This is a genomic window from Bradyrhizobium sp. SZCCHNS30572 (assembly GCF_032484415.1).
GTDB lineage: Bacteria > Pseudomonadota > Alphaproteobacteria > Rhizobiales > Xanthobacteraceae > Bradyrhizobium.
The window spans coordinates 128,319-140,508 of record NZ_JAUESY010000011.1 but is presented as its reverse complement, the minus strand read 5'-3'; the positions used below and the strand labels follow the sequence as shown (position 1 = coordinate 140,508).

Here is a 12,190-nt window from a genome sequence, read left to right as displayed (position 1 = left end):
TAAGCTTAAAAGGCCGGCACGAATCACAACGCGGCGTTCATCCTATTTCCTAACATAACGTTGATTGGTCATCGGCATAGTTGCAAGCGGGATGGGTTGGGAATTGACTCGATGGCCATGAGGAGGCTGCCATGAGTTCCGATTTCAGCGTAAGACCGGTAGGGACGCCTGCGTCCGTTCCGATAATTCCGCCGTCGAGCCAGGCGGTGGTGAGCGCTGTTCCGACGGACCTTCCTCCCAGCCAGACCGTGACCGCGGCCGAGCCCGGCGTCCCCGTGCGCAACGACACCCCGGTCAACATCGCAAACGATCTGTCCGTGTCACGCCAAGCCTATTACGATCGCGCCGCTGCCGCTCTGGTGTTCCAGGTGGTCAACCGCAAGACCGACCAGGTGGTGACCCAATATCCAGATGAGGCCGTGCTGCGCCGCCGGGCCTACTTCAACACGCTCGACCTGCAGAAGGATATGCAGAGGGCGGACGTGCCGCGCGTCGTGGCGACCGATCGCACTGCCTGAGCCCCCGCGGAACCGGGCCGCTTCATTCCGCCGCCCGCACGCCGCCCCACCGGGCGGCGTTGCCGTATCGAGCCGCGCAGCTTTGCCGGATCAACGGGTCCGTATCGCGTAGGCGGTGTCGAGATAGGTCTGGCCCGAGGCGGCGTCGGTGACCACGTTCTTGATCTGGGCCACTCTGATATAGAGCGCCGGATAGACGGCCACGTCTCGGCTGTTGCATCGCCGCGCCGTACTGAGCAGGTTCGACTTGTAGGACGCGGACAGGATGCTGGTGATATCGGTCACGACGACGCGCCTCCCGCCCTGCCCCCGACGGTCAGCTCCGCCCGGACAACCCCGCGGCGATGTGGCAGTTGATGTCGATCAGCGACTTGAGCTTCGCCGGATCCGGGTCCATCTGCATCTCGATCGTCTGCTTCATCACGAACACGCCGATATTTGCGATGTTCTGGCGGATGTCGAGCGGATTCGGATTGTCGTCCGCCTCCATCGCGCTCATGAAGATCGTCCACAAGCGACGATTGAAGAGCAGAGCCTTGTACATGTTGCGATCAGGGCCGTTCCAATTGGCCTGGACTTCCTGCAGCTGCCGTGCCGCTTTCAACAGAGCCTGAGCTTCGATCTCCCGTGGTGATGCCGTCGTCTGCGACGTGCGGGCATAGGCTTGAGCGGCATATGACATCAACTACTCCGGACTGACGCAGGGACACGACCAAACTGCTCAGGTTTTGTACTTTGTGTGCCTTTAAAATATGGTTAGCGGCCGTTAGCGGAATTTGTTTCGTAGCGTCACGGAGCACCGCAAATCGCTTTGTTTGGTGCACCTCTTAATTTCTTGCGAACGCGGTGATTCAAAATGTCCGGACGAAGCTCGTACGTTGTTCATCCCGCCCGAGCGGCGCGAACTACACGAACAACGGCGTTCTCACAGAGCTCACTCACTGCCCCGACATCGAACGGAGACCAGTACCGGCACGCTCGGCATAGCCTAACGCAGAAGCGGCGGGCATGGCCCGCCGCTTCGATGAGATATTATTCCGGTACGTTCGCGCGTCAGCGCAGCAGCTGCAGCACGCTCGCCTGCGACTGATTGGCCAGCGCGAGCGCGGAGACCGCGATCGACTGACGGGTCGACAGCGCCTGGCTGTTGGCCGCCTCTTCGTTGGTGTCGGCCAAGGTCAAGTTCGACGAGCCGGTCTGCAGCACGTTGATCAGGTTCTTGTTGAAGTCCTGACGGATCTGCACGATCGAGAGGTTCGAACCGAGCGACGACGCTTCAGAGCGGATCGCGGTCGATGCACTGTTCAAGGTCGTGAGCACCTTGTTGGCCGAGTTGCTGTCGAGGAAGTCGCTTCCGACCACCAGCGCCGACAGGCCGAGACCGGTGCTGTTGAAGGTCACGCCGGTGATGTTCAGCGTGGACCGTCCGGTCTCGTTGAACACCAACTTGAGCGTGTCGCCGTTGAGCAGGTTGATGCCGTTGAACGAGGCGTCTTGCGCCGTGGTGTTGATCTGCGCCAGGACGTTGTTGTACTGCGCGATCAGGCCGGCACGCGTCGTCTGAGAGTTGGTGTCGGCCACCGGGGTCGAGGCCGTCACGCCGTTGAAGGCCATGCTGGCCGCGGTCGAAGAGCCGGCGACCGCGCCGATCGTCGACGATGCCGCTTCGTTGGTGGTGAGGATCGTAAGCTGGCCCGTCGTGCTCAGGCTGGCCTGCAGGTTGTTGGCCGCGAGCGCCGTATTGAGCTGTGCCAGCGTCGAGATCTGCGAAGCACCTGTGCCGAACGTTATGTTCGTTGCGACGCCGCCCCCTGTCGAGGCAATTGTCAGCGTCTGTCCTGTCAAGGCTGGCGGATTTCGTGTGGTCGTGCCGGCGGTCAATCCGAGCTTGGCCAGGGCCGTGCCCGATACTGTCAGATCCTGCGCCGTGCCTGTCGCCAGCTGGATCTTGCCCGCTGCCACCGTGGACGGCGTTGCGGTGGCTCCGGTTACCGAATCGATGGCAGCCAGGAGGTTGCTGACGGTGTCGCCGACGCCGATATTGGTACCGGCCGAGACCGAGCCGGCCACGAAGGTGAACACGACACCGTTGACCACGAGCGTATCGCCGGTGGTGACGCTGCTCGCCAGGTCGTTCGAGGTCGAGCTCGCCGTACCCGACAGCCTGGTGGATCCGGTGATCGCAACGGCCGAGCTGAGGTTGTCGTTGTTGACCGTGCTGCCGGTCACGAAATTGTTTGAGGAGCTGCCGAGCAGGTTGTTCGCCGTCGCCCCTGAGATGACCGCGGAGGTCACGCTCGACTTGGTGGTGTATCCCGTCGGCGCCTGAAGCACTTGGCTCGCGATCGATTTGGCGCTGTCGACAAGCTTCTGAAGTGAGGTGAGACCGGTATTCGCAGCCTGGAGAACCTGGACACCGTTGCCGATGCTGTCGAGCAGATTCGCAATGTCGCTCGCGCGGTTGTTGAGCGATTGCGAGGTGAAGAATTCGGTGGGGTTATCGAGCGCCGTGTTGACCTTGTTGCCGGTGGCCAGGTTGTTTTGAGTCGTGGCCAGCAGCGATGCGGTGTTTTGCAGCGCCAGCAGGTTTTGGCGAACCGAAGCCGAGAGAACGATACCGGACATGTGTGTGAAACCTTCCTAGTTATTCACCAGGGGGTTCTAGTCCACCCACTTTTAAAACATGGTTAATGGCACTTTAAATTTCTTGCTTAACGACTGGTTGCGATCCTTGGCTCCACTCGCGTCCGGTTCCAGACCAGTATTGATACGGGCCGGACGGCCAAACCAGGCGAAAAAAAGCGGCGGGGTTTCCCCCGCCGCCTTGGTCGTCGAGATGCGATGCTTGTGGATCAGCGCAGCAGCTGCAGCACGCTCGCCTGCGACTGGTTGGCGAGCGACAGCGCGGACACCGCGATCGACTGACGGGTCGACAGCGCCTGGCTGTTGGCAGCCTCTTCGTTGGTGTCGGCCAAGGTCAAGTTCGACGAGCCGGTCTGCAGCACGTTGATCAGGTTCTTGTTGAAGTCCTGACGGATCTGCACCACCGACAGGTTCGAACCCAGCGTGGAGGCTTCCGACCGCAGCGTCGAGCTCGCCGAGTTCAACAGGGTGATCACCTTGTTCGCCGAGTTGTTGTCGAGGAAGTCGGTGCCCGAGGTGAGGTTCGACAGGCCAAGACCGCCAGTGTTGAAGGTCACACCGGTGATCGAGAGCGTTGACTTGCCGTTCTCGTTGAAGGTCAGCTTCAGCGTATCGCCGTTCAGCAGGTTGACACCGTTGAACGAGGCGTCGGCCGCGGTCGTGTTGATCTGCGCCAGCACGTTGTTGTACTGCGACACCAGGCTCGCGCGCTGCGTCTGCGCGGTCGCATCCGCCACCGGAGCCGCCGCCGTCAGACCATTGAAGGCCTGGCTGGATGCAGCCGACGTACCGCCGATCGCACCGATCGTGGCCGAAGCCGCGTCGTTGGTCGTGGTGATCGAGATCTTGCCGGTGGTATCGATCGAGGCTTGCAGGTTGTTCGCCGCGAGCTTGGTGTTGAGATCGTTCAGCGACTTGACCTGCCCTGTCCCTAGACCGAACGTGACACTCGTCGCCGTGCCACCTCCTGTGGCGCCGATCGTCAAGGTCTGACCTGACAAGCCGTCGCCGACAGCAGTCAGCCCGAGCTTGCCCAAGGTGCCGGTGCTGCCCGAGAGCGTCAATCCCGCCGCCGGCGGCGTCAGGGTGATCGCACCCGCGGTGATCGACGCGGTCACGCCGGTCTGGGTCTGGATCGCCGACAGCAGGTTGCTGACGCTGTCGCCGATGCCGATGTTGGTGCCCGTCGAGGACGTGCCGGTGATGAAGGTGAAGGTGGTGCCGTTGACGACCAGCGTCTCACCCGAGGTGATGCCGGAGGCGAGGTTGTTCGACGCGGTGCCCGCCGTGCCCGACAGCTTGGTCGAGCCGGTGATCGCCACCGCGCTCGAGGTATTGTCGTTGTTCACGACCGAGCCGGTCACAGCCGTCGAGCTGGAGCCGAGCAGGTCGGTGGCGGTCGCACCGGTCAGAGCCGCCGAGGTCACGCTCGACTTGGTGGAGTAGCCCACCGCGCTCTGCAGAACCTGGTTGGCGATCGACTTGGCGCTGTCGACGAGCTTCTGCAGCGAGGTGATGCCGGTGTTGGCGGCCTGCAGCACCTGCACGCCGTTGCCGATGCCGTCGAGCAGATTGGAGATGTCGGAAGCGCGGTTGTCGAGACCCTGGGCGGTGAAGAAGTTGGTCGGATTGTCGAGCGCCGAGTTGACCTTCTTGCCCGTGGAGAGATTGTTCTGGGTGGTGGCGAGGAGCTGAGCCGTCGACTGAAGCGAGAGCAGATTCTGACGCACCGACGCCGAGAGAACAATACCTGACATTTTCATACCCTTCTGGTGTGAAACAAACTGCCCGATCCATTCAGGATCAAGGCGAAGCCCGTCGGTGACTGCACCACTGGGCGACGGGCGTTAAGGTAAATGCGAGCGGCTAACAAACAGTGAAGTCACGACCGCTCGCGGTCCCCGATGCATGGCATCGGCACGGCCGCGCATCGGCGATTCGCCGCGGATCACCTTGAAAACACCGCATATTCGCCAGGCGGGCGCGGCCGTTTACCGTCCGTTAACCATGATCGGAAAGGATTGCTGCGCACCGACCGATCGAGCGCGCAGACTCCCCGCGCGATCTAGACTGGCAGCTGGACCCGTCATCGGCCTCGACGCAGCAGGTTCGGCGCCACGCCGATTGCGGCAACGGAGAATGAGAATGGCCCTGAAAGTCGAACTGAAGCCGCATGAGCGCATCATCATCGGCTCCTGCGTGATCACCAACACCGATCAGCGCGCGCGCCTCCTGATCGACGGCGAGAACATTCCGATCCTGCGCGAGAAGGACATCCTGACGCCCGAGACGGCCGACACGCCGGCGAAGCTCGTCTATCTTGCGGTCCAGCTGATGTACATCTCGCCGGGGGCAGACGCGGATCACGGCACCTATTTCAACCTGCTGCGCGACATCATCACCACGGTGCCGAGCGCCTGGCCGATCATCGAGGCGATCAACGGTCATATCCTCAACGGCGATCTCTACCAGGCGCTGAAGGAAGCCAAGAAGCTCGTCGCCTACGAGAAGAAGCTGATCGAGCAGGCTGAAGCCGAACAGCAGGACAAGCCGGTGAGCTCGGCGGCCTGAGCTTTCGCCCCCTCACCCGACATCGAAAGGCCCGGCTCGCCAGTCGCGAGGCCGGGCCTTCCGATTTTTGCGCGATCGCCAAGCTACGCCGCAGCAATGTCGGACCTTATCCTCCGATAAAAAGGCGGCGAGGTTTCCCCCGCCGCCCTGGTCGTCGAGATGCGATGCTTGCGGATCAGCGCAGCAGCTGCAGCACGCTCGCCTGCGACTGGTTGGCGAGCGACAGCGCGGACACCGCGATCGACTGGCGGGTCGACAGCGCCTGGCTGTTGGCCGCTTCCTCGTTGGTGTCGGCCAGCGTCAGATTCGACGAGCCGGTCTGCAGCACGTTGATCAGGTTCTTGTTGAAGTCCTGACGAACCTGCACCACCGACAGGTTCGAACCCAGCGTCGAGGCCTCGTTGCGCAGCGTGGAGCTGGCGGTGGTGAGCACGCCGATGACCTTGTTCGCCGAGTTGTTGTCGAGGAAGTCGGTGCCCGAGGTCAGGGTCGTCAGCCCGAGCCCCGCGGAGTTGAAGGTCACGCCGGTGATCGACAGCGTCGACTTGCCGTTTTCGTTGAAGGTCAGCTTCAGCGTATCGCCGTTCAGCAGGTTGACACCGTTGAACGACGCATCGCTCGCGGTCGTATTGATCTGCGCCAGCACGTTGTTGTACTGCGAGACCAGGCTCGCGCGCTGCGTCTGCGCGGTCACATCCGCCACCGGAGCCGCCGCCGTCAGACCGTTGAAGGCCTGGCTGGATGCAGCCGACGTACCGCCGATCGCGCCGATCGTGGCGGACGCCGCGTCGTTGGTCGTGCTGAGGGTGATCTTGCCGGTCGACGAATCGATCGATGCCTGCAGGTTGTTGGCTGCGAGCTTCGCGTTGAGATCGTTCAGCGACTTGACCTGTCCTGTCCCTAGACCGAACGTGATGCTTGTCGCCGTGCCACCTCCTGTGGCGCCGACCGTCAAGGTCTGACCTGACAAGCCGTCGCCGACGGCAGTCAGCCCGAGCTTGCCCAAGGTGCCGGTGCTGCCCGAGAGCGTCAATCCCGCCGCCGGCGGCGTCAGGGTGATCGCACCCGCGGTGATCGACGCGGTCACGCCGGTCTGGGTCTGGATCGCCGACAGCAGGTTGCTGACGCTGTCGCCGATGCCGATGTTGGTGCCCGTCGAGGACGTGCCGGTGATGAAGGTGAAGGTGGTGCCGTTGACGACCAGCGTCTCACCCGAGGTGATGCCGGAGGCGAGGTTGTTCGACGCGGTGCCCGCCGTGCCCGACAGCTTGGTCGAGCCGGTGATCGCCACCGCGCTCGAGGTATTGTCGTTGTTCACGACCGAGCCGGTCACAGCCGTCGAGCTGGAGCCGAGCAGGTCGGTGGCGGTCGCACCGGTCAGAGCCGCCGAGGTCACGCTCGACTTGGTGGAGTAGCCCACCGCGCTCTGCAGAACCTGGTTGGCGATCGACTTGGCGCTGTCGACGAGCTTCTGCAGCGAGGTGATGCCGGTGTTGGCGGCCTGCAGCACCTGCACGCCGTTGCCGATGCCGTCGAGCAGATTGGAGATGTCGGAAGCGCGGTTGTCGAGACCCTGGGCGGTGAAGAAGTTGGTCGGATTGTCGAGCGCCGAGTTGACCTTCTTGCCCGTGGAGAGATTGTTCTGGGTGGTGGCGAGGAGCTGAGCTGTCGACTGAAGCGACAGCAAATTCTGGCGCACCGACGCCGAGAGGACGATACCTGACATTTTCATACCCTTCTGGTGTGAAATAAACCCCGATCCCTTCGAGATCAGGGTGCAGCCCAGGTCGATTTGAACGACCCCGGACGACGGGCGTCACGGTGAATGGCAGTGGCTAACAAACGCTGAAGGGTTGTGGTGCGCAGCCGCCTCAATCAGCGGAACAGGCTCATCGGCGCGGCTCATTGCCGCGTCATCGCGCAAGAACGCCCTTTGAAAAGGCTCGTTGATTCAACAAACGCGCCCGTCGTTCACAACGCGTCAACCACCTTTGGAAAGGTTTCGACGCGCCGCGACATTCTGCCGGCGGTCGTCATCGACCAGCGGACGACGCCGAGATGCGGTTTGCGCTCAGAGCGCCAGCGGCGGCGCATCGACCTCGATCAACGGCGTGAGACCGGCCGCGCGCTGGCGGCCGAACATGAGGACCGCCGCAATCAGCCGGTCGATGTCGCTCGTCCCGGTACGATGATTGACGATCGCGGCACGGATCGCCAGCCGTCCGTCGAGCATCGTGGTCGACGGCGCGGCGAGGCCGGATTCGTGGATGTCGGCGACGATCTCGCCGTTGAGCGCATCGGCATCGTCGGCACGATAACGGAAGCAGACGATGTTGAGATTGACCGGCGCCAACAGCTCGAGCTCGGGCTCGGCGCGCACCCGCGCCTCCAGATGGCGCGCGAGCTCGCAGCTTCGCGCGATCACGGCGCCGAGCGCATCCGCGCCGAACGTCCTCAGCGTGAACCATGTCTTCAGCGCCCGGAAGCCGCGCGACAGATCAGGACCGAGATCGCAGGGCCACTCGGCGCCCGCCGCGAGACCACGGGTTTCCCGGCGCAGATAGGCGGCCGGCGAGGCGAAGGCGTCGCGATGCTTGGTGCCATCGCGCACCAGCAGGAAGCCCGCATCGTAGGGCACCTGCCCCCATTTGTGAAAATCCAGCGCAATCGAATCCGCCTGTTCGATGCCGGCGAGCTTCGGTGCGAGCTCCGCTGACAGCATCGCAAGCGCACCGAAGGCGCCGTCGACGTGAAACCAGAGCCCCTCGGCACGGCAGAGCTCGGAAATATCAGCGAGGTCGTCGATGGCGCCGATATCGACGGTGCCCGCCGAGGCGACGACGAGAAACGGATGCAGTCCCGCGGCGCGATCGCGCGCGATCGCGGTCCGCAGCTCGCCGACGTCGATGCGATGTGCGGCATCCACCGCGATGCAGCCGAGCGCGTCGCTGCCCAGTCCGCAGATGTCCATCGCCTTGGCGATGCAGCCATGCGCCGCCTTCGACGTGTAGGCGCGCAAGCGCCGCCCCTCCTCACCGAGACCCGCCGAGCGAACCGACGCGCCGAGCGCGTTGCGGCGAGCGACCAGCACCGCCATCAGGTTGGCCATCGAGGTGCCGGTGACGAAGATGCCGCTGGCGCTTGCCGGAAAGCCGAACAACTGACGCGTCCAGTCGACGACCTGCCGCTCGACCTCGATCGGCGCGTGGTCGCGGCCGCCGAGATTGGCGTTCAATCCGGCAGCCAGCATCTCGGCGAGCATGCCGACCACGGTGCCGCCGCCATGCACCCAGCCCATGAATCCAGGATGCACGTTGCCGGTCGCGTAGGGAACGACGAGCTCGCTGAAATCGCGATAGACCTCGGCGAGATCGGTCGGCGCATGCGGCAGCGCGCTGCGGAAGCTCTTCCGTGTCGTCGGCGACATCGGCTGCCACACCGGCCGGTCGCGGATATCGGCGACATAGTCGATCATGTCATCGAGCATGCGATGACCGAGCGCGCGCATCTCGTCCCAATGTTGCGGATCGAGCGTCTCCGCCGTCCGCGACGCAGGATCGATGCGCAGCCCGGCGGTCACGCCGCCTGCTCCGCCCGCGACGCGGCGCGCTTCTCGATCATGGCCGCGAAGGCCGCGAAGATCTTCTGCATCTGCGGCGGCTTGTAGGGGAAGACCTCCGGCGAATCCATGTTGTGGACGACGGCCGTATTGTCGGCCTCGAACACCAGCAGCGTGCCGTCCCTGGTCTCGGCGCAGTCGATGATGAAATAGTCGAGACCGACGCGCGCGGCGATCGCATCGAGCACGCTGCGATGACGGCGGCCGAAGCCGATGTCGAAGGTCTGCATGAAGGTCGCCTCTTCGAGGCGCTTGCTCTCGCTGCCGGCCATGTTGGCGTTGAGGTACCAGATGTCCCAGCGTCGCGCGATCGCCATGTGGCAGGCGTAGGCCGTGCCGTCGACGAACACGATGCGGTACTTGCGGAACTGACCGTCCTCGCTGGCATAGTCGACGAAGCGCGAGACGAAGAACTCCTGCTCGCTGCGTTCGTCGAGATAGAGCGACAGCTCGAGCGGCTCGTCGACCTTCTCCAGGCCGACGCCGGCATGCGAGCCGCGCGGCCGCACGATGACCGGGAAGGCGAGCGAGTGGTCGACGTCCGTGATCCATTCGCGCTCGTCGGCGATCCCGATCAGGCGCTCGCGGTCGACGGGAATGGTCGCCGGAATGGTGAGCCCGTCGATGCCGGCGAGCCGCGCATGCAGCTTGTCGCGATCGAGATGCCAGATCCGCTCCGGCGGATTCAGCAGCGGACGCGGCCAGCGCGCCGCGACGGCATCGATCTCGCGCAGCGCGTGCTGACAATCCTCGGAATCGGACGCGATAACGATGGCGACGTCATGAGCGGGCAAAGGCGCCAGCAGGTCCGCGCCCGGAACGACATAGAGCAGCAGCAGCTCGAAGTCGGTGTCCTCGAGCAGGAATTCGATCGGCGTGTTGCTGCCCATGTCGGTGGCCGCAGCGAGCGCGAGCACGCGCAGCCGCGGCGTCGCGCTGTTGCAGGCAACGCGGTAGAGCTGCTGCGACTGCAGAACGTCGTGCTGGATCGCGAGCCCGGACGATTTCTCGCCGATGAGCTGCGCGATCAGCGCGAGATCGAGCCCCTCGCCCGGCTCCGCGCGGCCGTCGAGCAGCTTGGCGAGCAAGGCAGCCCACATCGGTTTCAGGTCCTGGCCGTCGAAGGCGGCCTTGGCGAGCTTGGCCATGCCGATCCGGTCGGCACATCCTGCGTCGGTGGCGTCGGCCAGCGCGAGCAAATCAGTCGGCATTGCAGATGTCCCTGAGATCCTGGCTGCTCAGATCCGATACGAGCAGCTCTGTTTTGGCAACGATGTCGGCGACGCGGTCGATGTCGGATTCGAGATTGACCCGGGCCGCGGTGACGTCGTCGCACCATGCGTCCGTCACCTGGCGCGCGCCGATGCACAGCCGCAGCGCGGCCGACTGCGCCTCGCCCGCGCGTTCGATCCGCACCGGCTGGCCGATCAGGCACTGGCGCGCGGCAATCTCGGCTGCGCGTCCAGTGAAGCGGCTGCCGAGATCGCGCTGCAGCGCGCGATACACCGCCTGCGTCTCACCGAGGCCGAGCGGGCCGCCGTCACGCTGGAGCGCGAACGGGAAGATGGTGGGAAAGCCGAACTCGCCATCGCTCCCATCCGGCGCAGGCGCGCGGGCGGCGATCGGACGCAGCACCGGCGACAGCATCAGCAGGCTTTCGATGGCCTCGCCGAGCTGCCGGATCGCCATCCGGCGGAACGTCTCGGGCACGGCGTGATACGCGGCGATCTCCTCCAGCGCGGCCTCCCAGCGCAGCCATTGGCCGATATTGGCGCGCGGCGCCGTGCGCGCGCGCAGATCCGTCCAGGCGAGCGGCCAATCGCTGCGATTGACATAGTCGAACAGGCCGGGCGCGATCGGATGTCCGCAGCGCAGCGCAGCCGATGCGGCCGCGGGCACCAGCAGCGCGCCGCTGAAGGCGGGGCCGCCGAAGAACTTCGAGCCCGTGACGAGCACCAGATGGCCGCGTTCGAGATGATCGCGCAGCCGCGCCGCGCCGAGCCGCATCTGGCAGGCATCGACGACAACCTGCACGCGCCCCGGCCAGCGCCGCGCCACCTCGTCCAGGCAGGCCATGTCCGGCGCGCGCCAGCCGAGCTTGGAGGAATCCATGACCTGCAGCAGGACGCCACGGCCCCTTCGCACCAGCGCCTCGACGCTGTCGAGCACCTCGGCATCGATAGCAACGCGCGGCTGCATCGATGCGCCTTCGAGCAGCGGCAGCGACACGGCGTCGCCCGAGAGCCCCTCGATCGGCGTGTTCGTCCGCACCGCCAGACCGTTCGCCGTCCGCGTGCTGAAATGGTGTCCCCGGGCGCTCGCGGCGGTGCCGCTTCCGGTCTGGTCGCTGCCGACGACGATGCTCGTGACGGCCTCGCCCAGCACCGCCCGCACCAGCGCCAGCGCATGCAGTTGCGAGTCGGTGCCGGACGGCGAGAACACGATGTCGATCTCGTCGGCAAGGCCGAGATATCCGCGCAATTCGCAGCGCATCTCCTCGGTGCGCCGGTCGAGCGCGGCGTCGAGGCCGAGCGAGATCGCCGCATGCATCAGCTGCTCGCGCGCCAGCTCGACGCGCGCATAGGCGCGTTCTGAAATCGGCGAAGCCGTGCTCGATGCGAAGCACAGCACATCGGGTTCGGGCGACGGACCGCAGCCATAGACGTTGCGGCCCCAGGGGCGATCGAGCGCCAGGCGGGTATCGCCGCCATCGATCAGGAGATCGCCGAGCAAGGCAAAGAGATCGCGCAGTCCGGTCGCGGCGCCCTGCTCGCGCCGGTCGATCCGGGATGATTGGGATATCTGCGACCGGGTTACCGCCGGGGTCATCGCGCGGATC

10 protein-coding genes are annotated in these 12,190 nt (G+C 64.7%); 2 read left to right on the top strand and 8 right to left on the bottom strand.

From position 1 onward, the window contains the following. Window positions 1–131 precede the first annotated feature (131 nt). Window positions 132–518: a hypothetical protein gene (locus QX048_RS29635; RefSeq protein ID WP_315828150.1), complete on the top strand. Its 387-nt coding sequence runs from the start codon at window positions 132–134 to the stop codon at window positions 516–518. A 90-nt stretch (window positions 519–608) separates the two neighbouring features. Here the strand turns inward: QX048_RS29635 and QX048_RS29630 are convergent, their stop codons facing one another. The 4 genes from QX048_RS29630 to QX048_RS29615 form a co-directional block, all read right to left on the bottom strand. Beyond that, window positions 609–803 (bottom strand): hypothetical protein, encoded by a 195-nt coding sequence (locus tag QX048_RS29630; RefSeq protein WP_315828151.1) that lies wholly within the window; start codon window positions 801–803, stop codon window positions 609–611. Window positions 804–834: 31 nt separating this feature from the next. Next, window positions 835–1,200: a flagellar biosynthesis regulator FlaF gene (flaF, locus tag QX048_RS29625; RefSeq protein WP_315715999.1), complete on the bottom strand. Its 366-nt coding sequence runs from the start codon at window positions 1,198–1,200 to the stop codon at window positions 835–837. A 371-nt stretch (window positions 1,201–1,571) separates the two neighbouring features. After that, window positions 1,572–3,143, bottom strand: a complete 1,572-nt coding sequence (locus QX048_RS29620; protein WP_315715998.1) for a flagellin — start codon at window positions 3,141–3,143, stop codon at window positions 1,572–1,574. A gap of 227 nt (window positions 3,144–3,370) precedes the next feature. Continuing rightward, the gene (locus QX048_RS29615) at window positions 3,371–4,918 is read right to left on the bottom strand and encodes a flagellin (protein ID WP_316171187.1); all 1,548 of its coding nucleotides are present in this window, start codon (window positions 4,916–4,918) and stop codon (window positions 3,371–3,373) included. Window positions 4,919–5,306: 388 nt separating this feature from the next. Between QX048_RS29615 and flbT the strand changes: the two genes are divergently transcribed. Beyond that, a complete protein-coding gene (gene flbT, locus QX048_RS29610; protein WP_315715996.1) occupies window positions 5,307–5,732 on the top strand; it encodes a flagellar biosynthesis repressor FlbT in 426 nt (141 codons plus the stop codon). A gap of 175 nt (window positions 5,733–5,907) precedes the next feature. Here flbT and QX048_RS29605 read toward each other — a convergent pair whose 3' ends face one another. The 4 genes from QX048_RS29605 to QX048_RS29590 all read right to left on the bottom strand — a co-directional run bounded on the left by QX048_RS29605 (window position 5,908) and on the right by QX048_RS29590 (window position 12,180). Next, a complete protein-coding gene (locus tag QX048_RS29605; RefSeq protein ID WP_315715995.1) occupies window positions 5,908–7,458 on the bottom strand; it encodes a flagellin in 1,551 nt (516 codons plus the stop codon). Window positions 7,459–7,803: 345 nt separating this feature from the next. After that, a complete protein-coding gene (locus QX048_RS29600; protein ID WP_315828215.1) occupies window positions 7,804–9,240 on the bottom strand; it encodes an aspartate aminotransferase family protein in 1,437 nt (478 codons plus the stop codon). A gap of 68 nt (window positions 9,241–9,308) precedes the next feature. Beyond that, a complete protein-coding gene (locus tag QX048_RS29595) occupies window positions 9,309–10,499 on the bottom strand; it encodes a hypothetical protein (protein ID WP_315828216.1) in 1,191 nt (396 codons plus the stop codon). Window positions 10,500–10,551: 52 nt separating this feature from the next. After that, window positions 10,552–12,180, bottom strand: a complete 1,629-nt coding sequence (locus QX048_RS29590) for a hypothetical protein (protein WP_315828153.1) — start codon at window positions 12,178–12,180, stop codon at window positions 10,552–10,554. Window positions 12,181–12,190: the final 10 nt, after the last annotated feature.

Coding starts and splice junctions, on each gene's coding strand:
- QX048_RS29615 (WP_316171187.1), bottom strand. CDS start 4,918: ATGTCAGGTATTGTTCTCTCGGCGTCGGTGCGTCAGAATCTGCTCTCG.
- flaF (WP_315715999.1), bottom strand. CDS start 1,200: ATGTCATATGCCGCTCAAGCCTATGCCCGCACGTCGCAGACGACGGCA.
- QX048_RS29600 (WP_315828215.1), bottom strand. CDS start 9,240: ATGCGCGCGCTCGGTCATCGCATGCTCGATGACATGATCGACTATGTC.
- flbT (WP_315715996.1), top strand. CDS start 5,307: ATGGCCCTGAAAGTCGAACTGAAGCCGCATGAGCGCATCATCATCGGC.
- QX048_RS29590 (WP_315828153.1), bottom strand. CDS start 12,180: ATGACCCCGGCGGTAACCCGGTCGCAGATATCCCAATCATCCCGGATC.
- QX048_RS29635 (WP_315828150.1), top strand. CDS start 132: ATGAGTTCCGATTTCAGCGTAAGACCGGTAGGGACGCCTGCGTCCGTT.
- QX048_RS29605 (WP_315715995.1), bottom strand. CDS start 7,458: ATGTCAGGTATCGTCCTCTCGGCGTCGGTGCGCCAGAATTTGCTGTCG.
- QX048_RS29620 (WP_315715998.1), bottom strand. CDS start 3,143: ATGTCCGGTATCGTTCTCTCGGCTTCGGTTCGCCAAAACCTGCTGGCG.
- QX048_RS29595 (WP_315828216.1), bottom strand. CDS start 10,499: ATGGCCAAGCTCGCCAAGGCCGCCTTCGACGGCCAGGACCTGAAACCG.